Source organism: Anabaena sp. FACHB-83, assembly GCF_014697485.1.
Lineage (GTDB): Bacteria > Cyanobacteriota > Cyanobacteriia > Cyanobacteriales > Nostocaceae > Nostoc_B.
Genome location: NZ_JACJRY010000017.1, coordinates 1 through 15,518, shown reverse-complemented (window position 1 = coordinate 15,518; position 15,518 = coordinate 1). Strand labels below are relative to the sequence as shown.

Genomic DNA, 15,518 nt, shown 5'->3' with positions numbered 1-15,518 from the left:
AATACTGGTTGTAATCCGGTGATATTCTTAAAAATATTAGTGAATTTGCTAGGTAATTCAGTATTTATACTAGTAAGTATAGTAAATGTATTTTTAATTACTGGGCTTGGTTGGGTTTAACCAATCTACTGTTCTGAAGATTTGCGATCGCACCACATCACCCAATACAGTTCAGATAAGAAAACAAAATTACAACAAAACCTGCAAATGATAACAAAATCCTTACACCCAATCTCCATGAATAATCTTTGTGCGTCAGTCCTGTAAGTGAGTGAAGTACATAATCAACAAACTAGCCGTCATCAACTGCATACATCACCACGCAGTTAATAACGGCTAATTAATTTTTTGGTGGAAGAATTTATTTAATGATTCCTAAAACTTCCGGCTGGGTAACTTGGGGTGCAAATAATCCCTTGGCATAGATTTCGGGCTTGGCTTCGGCAAATTGAATATATGATTGACGTACTTGGCTATTCACCGCCACGGTTTTGACATCATACATTTGTGTAGCCAATTTAGGATAAATCCCAACACCAATAATCAGCACCAAGAAACAAGCGGCGATAAAGATTTCACGGGGTTGGGCATCTCGGTAAACTGCTTCGCTGGGTAGGAGACAGTCTGTACCGAAGCAAACTGTTCCTTCATCTTCTTGATTTTCAAAAGCAGAGTTACCAATATCACAGGTGAGTTCTGAGCCAGTACCGTAAAATACTTGTCGCAACATCGACAGCAGATAAATCGGGGTGAGGATCACGCCGACTGCGGCTAAGAACACCATCACGGTGCAGAATGTAGGGCTGTAAATGTCACTGGTAGTAATGCCAACAAATACTTGCAGTTCACTCACAAAGCCACTCATACCGGGAAGTGCGAGTGATGCCATTGCACCAGCAGTAAACAGGGCAAATACCTTTGGCATAAGCTGACCAATACCGCCCATACTTTCCATTGCCATTGTATGGGTGCGATCGTAGGTAACACCAGCTAAGAAGAATAGAACTGCGGCAATTAAACCGTGGGAAAGCATTTGCAGCATTGCACCACTGACACCGACATCGGTGAAGGAGGCAATTCCCAGCAATACAAAACCCATGTGAGAAATAGACGAATAAGCGAGGCGGCGCTTCATGTTCGTCTGAGCGAAGGAGTTTAATGCACCATAGATAATATTGATGACACCAAGAGTTGCGAGAACTGGTGCAAAGTAAACATGGGCATCGGAGAGCATTTCTAAATTGATGCGAATTAATCCATATCCACCCATTTTCAGCAGTACACCTGCTAATAGCATGGATACAGGAGCAGATGCTTCACCGTGGGCATCGGGCAACCATGTATGCAAGGGAAATACTGCTAATTTGACACCAAAGGCAATTAATAACCCAGCATATAACCACAGTTCTAAAGCTAAGGGATAATTCTTGGCACTAAGTTCGACTATATCAAAGGTTGTATTGTCGCCGTAGAGTGCCATTGCTAGGCCTGCTACGAGAATAAAAATAGAAGCGGCGGCGGTGTAAAGTAAGAATTTGGTGGCAGCGTAACGGCGTTTTTGACCACCCCAAATGGAGACTAGTAGGTAAACAGGAACTAATTCTAGTTCCCACATAATAAAGAACAACAGTAAGTCTTGGGCGACGAATACGCCGATTTGTGCGCTATATAGCAGCAACATTAAGAAGTAAAACAGGCGTGGCTTGAGGTTAACTTGCCATGCCGCAAACATTGAAAGGGTTGTGACTAGTCCTGCCAGTAGCACAAGTGGCGCGGATATTCCATCGACTGAAACTGCCCAACTGAACCCCAACTGAGGCACCCAGGTATATTTCTCCGCGAGTTGAAACGTTGCACTGCTGGCATCGTAATGCTTCCAAAAGGCGTAGCACATCAAGATAAAATCCGCGATCGCCACACCTAGGGCATACCAGCGCACAAGTTTGCCGTCTTTATCAGGCAGCACGGGAATGAGCATGGAAGCAACGAGTGGGAGCAGAATAATCGCGGTTAGCCAAGGAAATCCATCCGCTATCATGGCAGTAAGCAAAAATACTTATAGTTGAATAACTTCATTATATGCAATTATGTTAAATTTTCTTCATAAATCTTTATCGCAGATTGCTATAGAAGGAATTGATTATGCCAATGTTGCGATACTAGTAAAGTTGTTTAAATATAAGTAATAATGGTGTTTATTTGCCTAAAAACTGAATAATTACACACTTTAGATTCAATAAAGTCTCAATTCCAGAAAAATCCAGTTATCTCGATATTCTGGAGGGACTTCTGTTTTTTCAAAATATGGTGCGATATCTTGAAAACCGAGTGAATGATACAGTGCCTGCGCGGCTTTCGTAAAAGGAGCCGTATCTAAGCGCAGTTTTGAGTAACCTAAATTGGCAGCTTCATAGATAATATTTTCTAATAATTCTCGGCCTATACCTTGGGCGCGAAACTTTGGCTGGACGTACAGCCTTTTTATTTCTCCAATTTCCTGCTCAATGCGGCGTAAGCCAACACAACCAACAATTTTGCCTTTATATCTTGCTAAAAGTAAGCGTCCGGCTGGCGGCATAAATTCATCAAGTTGAGCAAGACATTCTTCTAAGGAGGAATTAACATCAAAACTCAGGTTAAATTCCTGGTTCCACATAGAATTTATCCAGCTAAAATATTCCAAGAGCAAATCTTTGATATGGGCTTTGTCTTTGTCAGTTTCGCATTGAGTAATTTTTAGCAAAATAATTTCCTTACTATGTATATTTTAGATCAGTCGTGAACAAGAAATTATGAAAACGCACCGCAAAGTACGCAAAGTACACAAAGGAAGAGAAGAAAGAAGTTGTTACCGCATGATTTAAGATTTATGTTTCTCATCTCAATGAGGTGCATTTCTCTAGTTCCTAGCCTCTAGCCTCTTGTACTGCACTAAACTGACAAACGCTATATATAATTTCTCCAATGTGCAGAATACCAATTATTGATTTACCAGCTTTGATAAATAGTGATTCACAAGCTCAAGATGCTGTGGTGAAACAAATTTATCAAGCTTGCCATGAAGTTGGCTTTATGTATTTGCAAAATCATGGCATTTCAAAAGAATTGATTGCAGAAGTATTTAGCTATAGTCAACATATTTTTAATTTACCGCTAGAAGTTAAACAACAAATAGCTTGGCAAGATGAATTTAGTAATACTGGTTATGTTGGCAGAGAAAGAGAGCGACTTAATCCAAGTCAACCAGGAGACTTAAAAGAAGCTTTTAATTTTAGCAAGGTAGAAGTTGCGTTTTCTATTGATGGTGTGAGTTTAGCAAACAACTCTTGTATTATTGCATTTTATAAAGCTTGTACAGAACTAGCTAACAAAGTATTAACAACATTTGCTTTGGCGTTGGGATTACCAACAGATTTTTTAACGATTAGACACAATCAGCAAAATCATACTCTGCGACTGCTACATTATCCGCCAATCCAAGAACTTCCGAAACCTGGACAAGTGCGTGCGGGGGAGCATTCTGATTATGGCAGTATTACTTTGCTATTCCAAGATGATGTGGGTGGTTTGGAAGTGCAAACAACAACTGGAGAGTGGATAACTGCGCCGACAATTCCTGATACGGTGATTGTGAATACAGGAGATTTGATGCAGCGTTGGACAAATGATGTGTTTTGTTCAACTAAGCATCGGGTAATGATTCCCAATGATTATAGGGTAAAGCGATCGCGCTATTCAATAGCATTTTTCTGTCATCCTAATGATGATACAGAAATTGCTTGTTTGGAAACTTGCCAAAAGGAACGTGCGCCTATTTATTCTCCCATCCTTGCGGGAGAATATCTTTTGAGTCGTCTACAAGCAACATATTAAATGAAAACCTACGATTGGATTGTGGTTGGTGGCGGAATTACAGGTGCGACACTGGGTTATGAATTAGTCAAAGTCGGCTTGCGTGTGCTGTTGTTGGAACAACACGCCACACCAGACAATGCAACTCGATATAGTTATGGTGGACTAGCTTATTGGTCAGGAACAACACCACTCACTCGTCAATTATGCCAAGAAGCGAGCGATCGTTATCAAGTCTTGTCTCAAGAATTAGATGCTGATATTGAATTGCGAGAATTAGATTTATTACTGACAATTGCAGCCGATACTCACCCAGAAACCGCCGCCAGCGTCTATGCTAATTGTGCTGTACCGCCAAGTTTACTCAGTGTACAAGACGCTTATGAGTTAGAACCACTAATAAATCGGGAAGTTATTTCCGGCGCTTTAACTGTGAAACATGGACATATTCATCCAGAGAAAACCGCACAAGCTTACATCCAAGCTTTTTTACGCGCTGGTGGGGAAATGCAAATTAGTCAAGTTCTGCAAATATTGAAAGGTGGTGTCCAAACAAATACCGGAACTTATCACAGTACAAATGTTGTAATTTGCGCTGGTGGACTCAGCCGCAAATTACTCAAATCAGCAGGTATTTCTATTAAAGTGTATTTTACTCACGCCGAAATGATTGAAATTCCACCTGTAGATTTACATTTGCAAACTTTAGTAATGCCTGCGAATCTGCAAAGATTTCAATTAGAAGCAGCATCGACACAAGCTGATGAATTGTGGGATGAATTGAACGATGAATTAGTTTCGCCAATATTAGATGTAGGTGCAGTGCAATTTTTAGATGGTAGCTTGCGTGTAGGTCAAATTAGTCGTGTGCTTACAAATCCTGATGCAGAGGTAAACACCGAAGACAGCGAAAATTGGTTACGAAATAGTATTGCTGCTGTGTTACCGGATATGGCTAAATTACCAGGAACTTGGCATCATTGTTTAGTTGCCTTTAGCAACAATCGTTTACCTGTAATTGGTGCTATCCCAGAATTTGCAGGTTTGCATATTTTTTCAGGATTTAGTAATCCTCTTGTTTTTGTTCCACCTTTAGCACAACGTTTTGCTAACTTTGTCACTGGGAAGGAAGATGAAATTATTAACCAAATAATTTCAAGTATGAAGTAAGTTAAACTGTAGAATTAATAATTAAATAAAATTATCATATAACAAAAAAGATATCAGGAAGAGTTGACATGAATACAGTTGTGTTGAATTTAGAACCGATAACTCATTTAACTGATGAGCAATTTTACCAATTGTGTATTGCTAATCGTGATTTAAGCCTAGAAATGAATGCCGCAGGGGAGTTGATAATTATGGCACCCGTGGGAGGAGAAAGCGGAAATCTAGAAGCAGATTTAATTACAGACTTCAATAACTGGAATCGTCAAAATAAATTAGGCAAGGTTTTTAGTTCTTCGACTATCTTTATACTACCGAATGGTGCAAAACGTTCTCCTGATGCGGCTTGGGTAAAGTTAGAACGCTGGGAAGCCTTAACGCCAGAACAACGCAAAAAATTTCCGCCACTCGTACCTGACTTTTTAATTGAATTACGTTCGGAAACAGATAGCCTGATAACTATTCAAGAGAAAATGCAGGAATATATAAATAATGGGTTACGTTTGGGTTGGTTGATTAATACCCAAAATGCCAACGTGGAAATTTATCGACAAGGAAAAGCTGTAGAAATTGTGTCAATACCTGCAATTTTATCTGGGGAAGATGTATTGGCTGGATTTGAGTTGCAAGTTTAATAGGATATAGCAGTCTGATTTTATAGGTGAATAACAGAGACAAGGTAGACAAGGTAGACAAGGGAGATGGATGTTTGTACATCATTTAGAATTGCTATATCAAATTAATCAGCAATTAACTGTTGAAATCGTTCATTTTTAGCGATTTCGTCAAAATCGATATCATTGGCCGCATCTTCTTTATATCTGGGATTAATTTCTATTGCTTGTTGGAGACATTCAATTGCTAATTGAGCTTGTTTTTGGAGAGCATAACAAGCTGCTTTATTATAATAAGAAATTGCGTAATCTGGCTTAAGTTCTATGGCTTTATTAAATGCAGCGATCGCATCGTCATCCATACCTAATCTTACCAGCGTGTAACCGCGTTTATCCCAGATTTTGGGCGAGTTGGGTTGTAATTTAATCGCTTGCTCAAATGAAGCTAATGCTTCTTCATATTCTTCCAATTCTATGAGAGATAAACCCCGGTTTAACCAAGCCGTGACATCATCGGGTTTGATTTTTGTGGCTTTATTGAAACAAGCAAAAGCCTGCTTATGCTGACGCAGATTACCAAACGCCACGCCGCGATCGCACCACGCTTGATGATAATCTGGTTGCAGTTTGATAGCCTGGTCATAAGAAGCGATCGCATCTTGATAACGCTTCAGTCTTGCTAACGTCAGACCATGTTTTAACCAAGCGGTGGCATTCTCCGGCTGGATTTTTATTGCTTGATTGTAACAGGCGATCGCTGCTTCATATTGTTTTTGGGCAAATAAATCATCACCTTGTTGGATATCAGCTTCTACTGATACTGGTGGTGCTTGAGGTTGGGTTGTTTTTGACTCTGTAATTTCTTGGAGAATTAACTCTTTACGTTGTTGAGCATCTAATTGTAATTCTGACAGTTGAGACACAAATTCAGTTTCTAATTTTTCCAGCTTTTCAAGAAGGAATAACTTTTGTTTTTGAGCATTTACTTGCAGTTCTGAAAATTGTTCCGCAAACTCTAAACCAGATTTTTCCAGATTTTCGATAATTGAATCTTTATGGTTGCTAATATCTAACTGTGCGGCTGTTTGGATTTTTTCTAGATTTTCTAATAAAACCTGCTTTTGTTGCTCATACTCCAATGGTAAGCCAGAGAGTTGAGCAGTTAAACTATTGACTATTTCTCTAATATTATCCAGTGTTTTATCTTTTTGCTGTTCAGCATTTACTCTAATTCCCGCCAACTCTGAGATAAATTCTTGTTGCGTTTTAACTAATTCTGCCAGTAAGTCATCTTTTTGCTGCTGAGTTGCCGAATTTAAGCTAGATATATGCAAATTAAAGCTATTTTCTAATTCTGCAATATTATTTTTAGTTCTATCTTTTTGTTGTTCAGCATCGACTCTAATTCCTGCCAATTCTGAGATAAATTCTTGTTGGTTTTTGACTAATTCTGCCAGTAAGTCATCTTTTTGCTGCTGAGTTGCCGAGTTTAAGCTAGATATATGCAAATTAAAGCTATTTTCTAATTCTGCAATATTATTTTTAGTTCTATCTTTTTGTTGTTCGGTATCGACTCTAATTCCCGCCAATTCTGAGATAAATTCTTGTTGCGTTTTGAGCAATTCCGCAATTAAATTATCTTTTTGTTGTTGAAAATCTGCGTGTAAATTGGCAAACTGAGATATAAATTCATTTTGGGATTTTTCCAAATATTCCCAAGTTATCTGCTTATGTTTTTCAGTGCCTATTTTGATTTCAGCAATCTGGGAAGCAAAATCAGATTCTAAATTACCGATATTTTCCAAACTGGTATCGCGTTTTTGCTGGATGGTTAGGTGCAATTGTTGTAATTGCTGACTAAATTCAGCTTCTAAATTATCTAGATGATTTTGTAGATTCTTGATTTCTACTTCTAACCCCGATAAAATATTGTGTTTGGATTGCAATATCTCAGATTGAAAATTAGATAAATTCTCTTTTTCTTGCTGTATATTCTGCTTGAGGGCTTCCGATTCATTTTCTAACTCTCGATTGATTTTTTTGACTTCTTGAATCAGATTTTCCGCTTCTTGCTTAACAATCACTATTTGATTTTGCAAATTTTCGATGCCTTGTAGCTGTCCCATTGCTTTATCAACAATTTCTCTAATGGCTACCCGCCGTAACAACCAAAATAAAGCAATCACAGCTACAGGAAATAAACTTAATATGACTAACCAAAGATTGAGCAAGATAGTTGTTGAAATGCCATTAGATGGTGCTTGCTTTCGCAGTTGGTTTAATTCTGCGCGTTCTTGATTAGAGAGAACTTGCGCGATAGTTTGTTCTTGGGTGATGGGTGGTGTAGTTTGTCCACTCGCCACACCAGTAGACAGCAGCAAGGGTGAAAATGCGATCGCACTTTTCAAGACTAATGCTAAAACAAATTGATTCTTGCTGTTCAGGGTAACTGAAAGTTTCATAGATTCTAAGACCCTTCATGAACAATGAAGGGTTAAACATTAGATCAGGTTAATGTCATTTTACATAATTCAGCAAATAGTAAGTTTGTCGTCATCCTCATTAACTTACGTGGGATATGTTTACCGCCTAGCAACTTTTTACCTTGCTTACTAAAGTTAGCGTTGAATTTTTCACGCTAATTAACTCTTTGGTGATGTTTTTCTGTAGAACCCTGCTAACTTTTACACCAGTAAGTATGTACTGCCAATAGTTAAATTCTAACACTCTATATTTGACTCCAGCGAGAACCGCTATGTGGCAAATGCGATCGCAGAAATAACAAATGTGTATGCAAAAGCTATTTCTGCGACTGGCGACGGAATAGATATTACTTGATTTCCAGCAAAGCGATCGCTTGTTCTAGGTAATTTTTGGCATGATAACGATTGAGTAATTGTTCCTGGTCATATCTCGCCGGATATTCCATACGCCTACCTTCCATTGAAATCCTGATTAATGCTATCTGTTCTAAGGTTGGTTGATTCATTTCATCCAACGCAACGCTGAGATGTTGATAACTCTCGAATGATGGTATTCTCAAACCTCGGTTATCCTTCATCTGACTTATCGCCAATACAGGGAACGCCATCAGTGTCGTGATGTAGCTGACTTTGTATCCTGGGTTCCCTGTTGGACGTAAACCATAGCGGTTACACAAAATTTTCAGTTGAGCCAGCGTCAACAGTTCAAGTTCTGTTCTTGTGAACATAGAATAGAAATTGCCATTTCATAAAGTGGTTCGGTAGGTAACAAGTTTTCCAGGCTCAATTACCTACCGATTAAACAATCTATTCGATTGCTATCAATCGATTCAAGGTATATTTATATTTCTACATGAATGCCGAACCCTAAAGGAACGCCGGAAAATTTAGAACCAGGAAAAAGAAAAGGTGATAAACCCTTGACTGAACAAGTCAATTTACGTGTCACGAAAGAAATGAAGGAGGCGATACAACAACAAGATGATCCGCCTGAATTTTGTCGTGAAGCAATTCAAGAGAAACTGGATAAACAGAAACAGCAAGGTACAGGATAATGGCGTTGCTGTAAAACAAGTTACAAAATTAGCGATCGCATAAATAACAAATGGGTATACGAAGTCTATTTCTGCGACTTTCTTTGAATTAACATCCCTAATTTAATAGGACTTACGCAAAAAAACGAAAAAATAAGGTTTTAGTAAAGGGTGCAGGGGTATGAGAGTGTAAGGGTGTAAGTATTCAAAACCCTTACACCCCATACCCTTTCACCCCCACACCCAATCCCCACAGACAATTTTGGTGCGTAAGTCCTGTTTAAAATTGTGGCATTATAGCTTGCAAGCTTTGTAGGTTGTATCTTGCTGAATTGCGATCGCAAACACAGAAGCACATCCAGATTAATAAAATCCATTGTGGTCACAAGAAATATTATTAAAAATGCCCCTGCTCTAAAACGTTTTCCATTGATGGACTTGTATCATCAATTAGAGCCTGTATCTTATCAATCATCCTTTGAAATACATCAGGGTAGTATTTAGAAGCATCCAAAAAGTCTACATATTCCTGTCTATGAAACTGTCTTTCCTCTGGTGTTCGATACTCTTGTCGAATATTAGAAGACATCCGCTTAGTTTTTCGTACGATTAACACATCATCAATTTGAGTTGAAATTATGGAAATTGGTGTCATATCAAGAAATTCACAAATGAGAAAGTATAAAGAGCCAGGAACAGCTATCTTCAAATCCCTACTGGTGGCTACTGCTTCTTGAAACATAGTTTTATCTAAGTTGGTCTTGCATTCTGCACACACATATCCTAAATGTGACTCAATCAACTTATAGTCCTGAAATCCAGGGTCAAAGGATGACTTTAAATATAATCTTTTACCAAGTATGAAATCCTGATCTTTAGTCCTAATACTTGGTTCACCGCCTTGACCAAGATTTCCCAGAGATGATAGAAAAGAAAGACCTGAGAATGTACTTCTTGGCCCTAACTCAAAAGAATCATCTATTCCTCGCAAACTACGAAAAACTACTTGCGGTAAAAATTCCTCTAAAATAGTATTATCTAGTTTTAGCTGGCCCTTCTGCCTATATAAAAAGTTCTCTGAACTGTCGAATATTAAATCAAGCTCAATAAAACGTTTGTATCGATTAGTAGCTTCTACTAACTTTTCTACTGTATCTACTTGACCACGTTCAATTGCTTCTAAATCAGCAATCCACTGGTGATACTTTCTCACAGCCTCTTCTAGCCTTTCTTTATCAGCTTCCGGTAGCCGACGGTTATTGAGACAAGCACTTAGTTTCGTGTAGTGAGGACGAGAAAGTTCAGACATAAATTGAATTTGCTGATAATTTTGATTTTTCCTAATTAAACAGAATAATGGGATTGATATATATGTGATTTTCTTTCTAGAATTGGTGTTCCTTGAATATCGTTAATTTTGGAAATTGCATTTTCTAAATATTCAAGGTTTTTGGGTGGGACTAAGACAATACTACTTTTCAGTACATCAAATGCTACTTCTCTGGCAATTTGATCAACATTTTCCTGATCACACTGATTTTTCAAGTTGATAAAGTTAATTACGTCTTCTCTAATGATTTTTCCAAACTTATTCTTAAATTCTCTCTTTTGCCTCAAAACTTTATGAAAGAGATTTGTTCTTACTCCAATTTTTTCAATAATGTCAGCGTTGTAAAAAGGTAATCCCAAGACATTAGATTGATGTCCCACAACAAACACAAGCCTAGCCTTATCTTTCGTGACTCTTGAAAGCTCCCTTAGAGCATCAGCCATATCTAGACAATATTGTACTACCGTGTAAAATCTGTTACTTCTATTTGCTCTATTAGATCCAATTTCTGACTTGGCTACCTTTAATATGTCCCACCCCAATATCTCAGCAGAGATCCGATAATTTTGATGATAATTAAATACATTTATATAAGGTGGTGATGTGATCACAAAATCTATTTTGTCGTTTTTTAATGGAAGAGAACGGGCATCGTTTAAAGCAACTATAATTGGGTTTTCAGAATAATGAAGTTTCTCGATTAAGCTAGTCAAATCAGCAAATTTACACTGGACAAATTCATTATTAATATTACTTTTACCGATATCTAGGAGTATGATTAAAGCCTCAAATAGTTTGCGTTCTTCTTCACATAAATTATTTCTGACTTCTCTTAATTTTACTGCTAAATCTGATAACTGGTTACTACTAGCACAAATTTTACATATAAATTCTTTATCTATTAAATTCTTAATAACTTTTATAACCTGTTTTCTTTGAGAATTATTTATGAATTCATAGATTTTACTAAGAATTAAGGCGGATGGATTGATTTCAAAACCATAGGATTTAAATCCGAGAGTGCCAGCTTCTAGCAAAACAGTTCCACTACCCACAAAAGGGTCAAGAATAACTGAGTTAGGTAGACAATATGAGTCTAATATAACTTCAATAAGTTGAGGTGAAAACTGACCACGCCAAGCAAATAAGTTAGCTCGTGTCTTCTCAACAATGTCAAGCCTTTCTTGTGGAATGGGTTTGTCAAACTCCTTCAATTGCTAACCATCCTTATGTCTCAATCTATGCTTCTAAAACTCAATTTAGTTTAACATTCAGCGTTGCTAATTCATGAGAACTTGGCTAAAAGCTGCTACATCAGAGGAATTTTATTCTGTTTGCTGTAAATTATTGTTAGCTTACTGATACTTGGCAATCTGGATTTGATTTATAAGGCATAGGTAGAAGCTGAAAATGTTATTGTGAAAAATGAGAGCGATCGCTCATCGTCATAACCTCAATCCACCAACAAAAAACTTCACCAAACACAACTTTTATTCTGTTGGCTGTACATTAGTGTTAGCTTGCTGACGCTGGGCAATCTGAATTAGTCATCTTAATGCGTTATTTACCGCTTCATCGTTAGGAAAAGCTTCAGCAACATCAGGATCTAAGCGTACTATATTTGTTTTTGTACGATATCGCTCAACATATTTACCTCTAACCCCGCCTTCCATTTGAGCAAAATCATACTCAGGACGTAATTCATCTTCCATTTTGGTTTCAATTTCTTTATGTTTACTGTTAACTTGACCCCCTAAAGTTATACAGCATTAATTATGCTGATTCTAGATGGGAAACCGGAATTTGTTCGGTTCTTTCAGGGGGTTTTGTTCCAGTTGCTACAGCATGAACCGTATGAAGAATATCGGCTGAATAGTAGCGATTTCCACAGGTATCACAAACGCCTATAGTCACATCTTCAAGAATGACGAAACCATCCCTATGTTTAAATGCTTCACGCTTAACTGTTCGAGGTTGCACAGTGCATTCACAATATTCACATCTATATCCATACATAAGTCTAGCCCTCAAGCTCAGTAACTTCATAAACAGTTATGATTAGATAACGCCGATCACCTTTCAAGAGGTTCATAACTAGGAAAAACATGGTAGCAATAGTTGATATTGGTAGCTTAATTGTAAGCACACCTGGAGTTGCTGGCGATCGCCCTTGCATTGCTGGTACACGCATGACAGTGCAGAACATTATCATGGATTTTCAAGCTGGCTTATCTCCTCAAGATATTGTGACAGAGTATCCATACTTATCCTTGGCGCAAGTTTATGCCGCGCTTGCCTATTATTACGCTAATCAGGAAGCTATGGAACAAGAAATTGCTCAATATCAAGCAGAATGTCAAGTCTTAGAAACACAGTGGATGTCAGGTAATAAGACGTATAATATAAATATCATCCATAAAATTACGCCATTTTTATGAGTTCAGGTATTGAATTTAATAATCAACAGTTAAACATAAATAAAGTTTTTTTACTAGATAAAGCACAAATATCACTTGATAGCCTACCAAATCAAGAACAAGAAAAAATTATTCGTGCTATCGATAGCCTGGCCTTATTTCCTGATTATTCATCAATGTCAATTAATAAACTAAACTATATACCTAATTGTTTTATTGGGCGAGCAGGCGCATATAGAATTATTTTTGATTTTAAGCCGGGAAAAGTAACTGTTATTGATATAGTTAATCATGAGCGCCTGGAGATATTATATGGCTCATCAAAAGAGGCTGAAAAATGAAAGGTCTGGATTCTTTTACTTTAGACCTTAAACAGTGTCTATATGAACTTGAAGAACTTGAGAATTTACTTAATAGTAATAGTGTATTAAAAGAGAATCAGGATATACTTCCTTTCTTTAAGCAAAGACTACATTTGTCTGCGTTTATTGGTTCTTACGTTCCTCTGATTGTAAGATTTAACCAAATTAAACATGAGTTCACCTTATATGGTGATTTTCGTGCTGACTTGGTAATCGGCGATTCTGTAAATAATACTTACTGTTTTATTGAATTTGAAGATGCTGCTCAAGATAGTATTTTTATAGATAAAGGCAGAAGCACATCAGATTGGTCGCCTAAATTTGAACATGGATTTAGTCAAATCATTGATTGGTTTTGGAAAATCGATGATTTTAAAAATACCTCTCTAGCACGTTCTATTTTCGGCAGTGAGAATATAGAATTTTATGGCATTCTTGTTATCGGTAGAGATGCTTTTATTTCTCCTATTGATAAAGCTAGATTGACATGGCGTTTAAATAAGGTTTTAGTAGACTCACGGAAGATAATTTGTATCACATTTGATCAATTAGCTAGAGACATTAGAGATAGGCTTTCACTATATCCCTTGATTTATGAAGCAGAATCTCAGGCTGAAAATTTTATTGTAAAAGATGAGAGCGATCGCTAATCGTCATAACTTTGATATTGCTATAATTCACAGCCAAAAAACTTCACTAAAAACAACTTTTATTCAGTTTGCTGTACATCAGTCTTAGATTGCTGACGTTGGGTAATCTGAATTAGTAATCTTAATGCGTTATTCACCGCTTCATCGTTGGGAAAAGCTTCGGTAACATCGGGATCTAAACGCACTAAGTTTGTTTGTGTACGATATCTCTCAACATATTTACCCTTAACGCCTACCTGCATTTGAGCGAAATCGTACTCAGGACGTAATTCATCTTCCATTTCGTTTTCAACTTCCTTAGAGAATGGATAGGCGATCGCTTCCCACTAATAACCTTTCATGTGAGTTGTGGCGATCGCCATCAAACTACCTTTGAGTAACTTCACTAAGGGCTTCATGGATAACTTCATCACTCACACCATGACGTTTCAAGCTGCTAATCAGTGCTGAGACTGTATCATCCTCTAGTCTTTCCAAATCAACTCTTAGCCCTTGCCCAATGTAAGCACGAACTAGTGGCTGATAGCCAGAAAATCCCAGCAATGGTGCTATGCGCTTCAAATCTTCAATGACATCTTCGGGAATGCGAATTGTGATTGTCGTCATTGGACGATTTTTATCTAGTCGCTTTTTAAGTGCTTCAGCTTTCATAATATTCTCGCTCCTTGCGTGTCGCTTTACGAGCAGAAATGATCCGAATTATGTCGTTTTCACGTTCAATGTAGACGACATATAGAAGATTCCAACGTCTGTCTAAGCCAATTACAGCATCCCTTTCCTCATTATTGCGACTTGCATCAACAATCACTAAAAACGGATCGAAAAATGCCTCTGTGGCTTGTTGAAATGTCACGCCATCATGATTGCTGGGATTTATCCAAGCTTTTTCTTCATTCCAGACGAAGGTGACACCATTAAGCACGAAATACACATCCATACCTTAATATGGTAGACAAAGTGTATTTACATTGTCAATACGTTTTGTTTATCTAGCATGAGCCTCATGGAGCGTATTCCTCAAAGTCTGCCAATGGCTCATCAAAATCATCTGACATTTTCACTAAACTGAAGTGAATTTAATATGGATTGAAAAAGGTATAAAAAAGACTGAGAATGTGGTTGATTTAGGAATTGTCTAAACCATCCAAATATTTTTTGCTATGTTTACTAAAACTTGATGCCTGCTAGTAAGCGAAACAAGATTCCATTCTGAATATTCACAAACATCCTTTGTTATATCAAATGAAACTTTTTTATTATTCTTAGCATAAATTTCTTTCTTTTTATCAAATGAACTATTTTGTGCTTCAGAGTTTTTTGTACCACTAATCAATGTTAAATTTCCAAGTTTGTGTAACCATTCACCATGCTCTTTATCTGTAAATCTTTCTCTCCAATACTCATTGAGATTACGTTGAGGTAAAATATGTTCAATTGTAATTCTTCCGTTATATATTTTATATACAGCACCTACGGCTGTTATGAGGTACAGTAGCAGCAACTAGCAAACCAGTTTCTTAAATGTTGAGGATTTATTAAGTCGAGTGCAACTGAGATTAGTTTATCAACCATTTCTGTTGTAGTTGGAGCAAAATTGCGTAAAAAAGAT

19 protein-coding genes are annotated in these 15,518 nt (G+C 37.4%); 7 read left to right on the top strand and 12 right to left on the bottom strand.

The features are described from left to right. Positions 1-361 precede the first annotated feature (361 nt). Entirely contained in the window at positions 362-2,038 is a 1,677-nt protein-coding gene (locus H6G79_RS19865; RefSeq protein WP_190591456.1) for an NAD(P)H-quinone oxidoreductase subunit 4, read from the bottom strand. A gap of 195 nt (positions 2,039-2,233) precedes the next feature. After that, the gene (locus H6G79_RS19860) at positions 2,234-2,743 is read right to left on the bottom strand and encodes a GNAT family N-acetyltransferase (protein WP_190591323.1); all 510 of its coding nucleotides are present in this window, start codon (positions 2,741-2,743) and stop codon (positions 2,234-2,236) included. A 221-nt stretch (positions 2,744-2,964) separates the two neighbouring features. On the opposite strand from H6G79_RS19860, the gene H6G79_RS19855 reads away from it, so the two are divergent. The 3 genes from H6G79_RS19855 to H6G79_RS19845 all read left to right on the top strand — a co-directional run bounded on the left by H6G79_RS19855 (position 2,965) and on the right by H6G79_RS19845 (position 5,654). Continuing rightward, entirely contained in the window at positions 2,965-3,873 is a 909-nt protein-coding gene (locus tag H6G79_RS19855) for an isopenicillin N synthase family oxygenase (RefSeq protein WP_190591322.1), read from the top strand. Next, positions 3,874-5,022, top strand: a complete 1,149-nt coding sequence (locus H6G79_RS19850; RefSeq protein WP_190591321.1) for an FAD-binding oxidoreductase — start codon at positions 3,874-3,876, stop codon at positions 5,020-5,022. 68 nt (positions 5,023-5,090) lie between these two features. Next, a complete protein-coding gene (locus H6G79_RS19845; protein ID WP_190591320.1) occupies positions 5,091-5,654 on the top strand; it encodes a Uma2 family endonuclease in 564 nt (187 codons plus the stop codon). Between the two features lie 104 nt (positions 5,655-5,758). Here H6G79_RS19845 and H6G79_RS19840 read toward each other — a convergent pair whose 3' ends face one another. Both H6G79_RS19840 and H6G79_RS19835 read right to left on the bottom strand, forming a co-directional pair. Next, positions 5,759-8,095 (bottom strand): tetratricopeptide repeat protein, encoded by a 2,337-nt coding sequence (locus tag H6G79_RS19840; protein WP_242048467.1) that lies wholly within the window; start codon positions 8,093-8,095, stop codon positions 5,759-5,761. A 368-nt stretch (positions 8,096-8,463) separates the two neighbouring features. After that, positions 8,464-8,844 carry a hypothetical protein gene (locus H6G79_RS19835; protein WP_190591319.1) on the bottom strand — a complete coding sequence of 127 codons (381 nt, stop codon included), beginning with the start codon at positions 8,842-8,844 and terminating at the stop codon, positions 8,464-8,466. Between the two features lie 129 nt (positions 8,845-8,973). Between H6G79_RS19835 and H6G79_RS19830 the strand changes: the two genes are divergently transcribed. After that, complete coding sequence (locus H6G79_RS19830; protein ID WP_190591318.1) at positions 8,974-9,171, top strand: hypothetical protein; 198 nt, start codon at positions 8,974-8,976, stop codon at positions 9,169-9,171. 376 nt (positions 9,172-9,547) lie between these two features. Here H6G79_RS19830 and H6G79_RS19825 read toward each other — a convergent pair whose 3' ends face one another. The 4 genes from H6G79_RS19825 to H6G79_RS19810 all read right to left on the bottom strand — a co-directional run bounded on the left by H6G79_RS19825 (position 9,548) and on the right by H6G79_RS19810 (position 12,496). Beyond that, a complete protein-coding gene (locus H6G79_RS19825; protein ID WP_190595293.1) occupies positions 9,548-10,459 on the bottom strand; it encodes a Bpu10I family restriction endonuclease in 912 nt (303 codons plus the stop codon). Positions 10,460-10,494: 35 nt separating this feature from the next. Further along, the gene (locus H6G79_RS19820) at positions 10,495-11,694 is read right to left on the bottom strand and encodes a TRM11 family methyltransferase (protein ID WP_190595292.1); all 1,200 of its coding nucleotides are present in this window, start codon (positions 11,692-11,694) and stop codon (positions 10,495-10,497) included. Between the two features lie 333 nt (positions 11,695-12,027). Continuing rightward, the gene (locus H6G79_RS19815; protein WP_190595291.1) at positions 12,028-12,192 is read right to left on the bottom strand and encodes a hypothetical protein; all 165 of its coding nucleotides are present in this window, start codon (positions 12,190-12,192) and stop codon (positions 12,028-12,030) included. A 61-nt stretch (positions 12,193-12,253) separates the two neighbouring features. Further along, a complete protein-coding gene (locus H6G79_RS19810) occupies positions 12,254-12,496 on the bottom strand; it encodes a YgiT-type zinc finger protein (RefSeq protein ID WP_190595290.1) in 243 nt (80 codons plus the stop codon). Positions 12,497-12,585: 89 nt separating this feature from the next. Here H6G79_RS19810 and H6G79_RS19805 point away from each other — a divergent pair, with 89 nt between their 5' ends. Genes H6G79_RS19805 through H6G79_RS19795 form a run of 3 tightly spaced genes read left to right on the top strand, consistent with a single transcriptional unit; the run spans position 12,586 to position 13,909 of the window. After that, positions 12,586-12,918: a DUF433 domain-containing protein gene (locus tag H6G79_RS19805; protein ID WP_190595289.1), complete on the top strand. Its 333-nt coding sequence runs from the start codon at positions 12,586-12,588 to the stop codon at positions 12,916-12,918. Beyond that, positions 12,915-13,238: a type II toxin-antitoxin system RelE/ParE family toxin gene (locus tag H6G79_RS19800; RefSeq protein WP_190595288.1), complete on the top strand. Its 324-nt coding sequence runs from the start codon at positions 12,915-12,917 to the stop codon at positions 13,236-13,238. The genes H6G79_RS19805 and H6G79_RS19800 overlap by 4 nt, the downstream gene beginning before the upstream one ends. Next, positions 13,235-13,909: a Shedu immune nuclease family protein gene (locus H6G79_RS19795; RefSeq protein WP_190595287.1), complete on the top strand. Its 675-nt coding sequence runs from the start codon at positions 13,235-13,237 to the stop codon at positions 13,907-13,909. The genes H6G79_RS19800 and H6G79_RS19795 overlap by 4 nt, the downstream gene beginning before the upstream one ends. A 59-nt stretch (positions 13,910-13,968) precedes the next feature. Here H6G79_RS19795 and H6G79_RS19790 read toward each other — a convergent pair whose 3' ends face one another. From H6G79_RS19790 to H6G79_RS19775, 4 genes are all read right to left on the bottom strand, one after another. Then, on the bottom strand, positions 13,969-14,190 hold the full coding sequence (locus H6G79_RS19790; RefSeq protein ID WP_190595286.1) for a hypothetical protein: 222 nt from the start codon (positions 14,188-14,190) through the stop codon (positions 13,969-13,971). An 85-nt stretch (positions 14,191-14,275) separates the two neighbouring features. Continuing rightward, entirely contained in the window at positions 14,276-14,560 is a 285-nt protein-coding gene (locus H6G79_RS19785) for a hypothetical protein (RefSeq protein ID WP_190595285.1), read from the bottom strand. After that, the gene (locus tag H6G79_RS19780; protein WP_190595284.1) at positions 14,550-14,846 is read right to left on the bottom strand and encodes a BrnT family toxin; all 297 of its coding nucleotides are present in this window, start codon (positions 14,844-14,846) and stop codon (positions 14,550-14,552) included. Before H6G79_RS19780 ends, H6G79_RS19785 begins: the two co-directional genes overlap by 11 nt. A gap of 198 nt (positions 14,847-15,044) precedes the next feature. After that, on the bottom strand, positions 15,045-15,410 hold the full coding sequence (locus tag H6G79_RS19775) for an HNH endonuclease family protein (RefSeq protein WP_190595283.1): 366 nt from the start codon (positions 15,408-15,410) through the stop codon (positions 15,045-15,047). Between the last annotated feature and the right edge of the window lie 108 nt (positions 15,411-15,518).

What these genes read in the sequence shown, in the direction of transcription:
- H6G79_RS19865 (WP_190591456.1), bottom strand. Translation starts at nt 2,038, where the DNA reads ATGATAGCGGATGGATTTCCTTGGCTAACCGCGATTATTCTGCTCCCA.
- H6G79_RS19855 (WP_190591322.1), top strand. Translation starts at nt 2,965, where the DNA reads ATGTGCAGAATACCAATTATTGATTTACCAGCTTTGATAAATAGTGAT.
- H6G79_RS19850 (WP_190591321.1), top strand. Translation starts at nt 3,874, where the DNA reads ATGAAAACCTACGATTGGATTGTGGTTGGTGGCGGAATTACAGGTGCG.
- H6G79_RS19845 (WP_190591320.1), top strand. Translation starts at nt 5,091, where the DNA reads ATGAATACAGTTGTGTTGAATTTAGAACCGATAACTCATTTAACTGAT.
- H6G79_RS19840 (WP_242048467.1), bottom strand. Translation starts at nt 8,095, where the DNA reads ATGAAACTTTCAGTTACCCTGAACAGCAAGAATCAATTTGTTTTAGCA.
- H6G79_RS19835 (WP_190591319.1), bottom strand. Translation starts at nt 8,844, where the DNA reads ATGTTCACAAGAACAGAACTTGAACTGTTGACGCTGGCTCAACTGAAA.
- H6G79_RS19830 (WP_190591318.1), top strand. Translation starts at nt 8,974, where the DNA reads ATGCCGAACCCTAAAGGAACGCCGGAAAATTTAGAACCAGGAAAAAGA.
- H6G79_RS19825 (WP_190595293.1), bottom strand. Translation starts at nt 10,459, where the DNA reads ATGTCTGAACTTTCTCGTCCTCACTACACGAAACTAAGTGCTTGTCTC.
- H6G79_RS19815 (WP_190595291.1), bottom strand. Translation starts at nt 12,192, where the DNA reads ATGGAAGATGAATTACGTCCTGAGTATGATTTTGCTCAAATGGAAGGC.
- H6G79_RS19810 (WP_190595290.1), bottom strand. Translation starts at nt 12,496, where the DNA reads ATGTATGGATATAGATGTGAATATTGTGAATGCACTGTGCAACCTCGA.
- H6G79_RS19805 (WP_190595289.1), top strand. Translation starts at nt 12,586, where the DNA reads ATGGTAGCAATAGTTGATATTGGTAGCTTAATTGTAAGCACACCTGGA.
- H6G79_RS19800 (WP_190595288.1), top strand. Translation starts at nt 12,915, where the DNA reads ATGAGTTCAGGTATTGAATTTAATAATCAACAGTTAAACATAAATAAA.
- H6G79_RS19795 (WP_190595287.1), top strand. Translation starts at nt 13,235, where the DNA reads ATGAAAGGTCTGGATTCTTTTACTTTAGACCTTAAACAGTGTCTATAT.
- H6G79_RS19790 (WP_190595286.1), bottom strand. Translation starts at nt 14,190, where the DNA reads ATGGAAGATGAATTACGTCCTGAGTACGATTTCGCTCAAATGCAGGTA.
- H6G79_RS19785 (WP_190595285.1), bottom strand. Translation starts at nt 14,560, where the DNA reads ATGAAAGCTGAAGCACTTAAAAAGCGACTAGATAAAAATCGTCCAATG.
- H6G79_RS19780 (WP_190595284.1), bottom strand. Translation starts at nt 14,846, where the DNA reads ATGGATGTGTATTTCGTGCTTAATGGTGTCACCTTCGTCTGGAATGAA.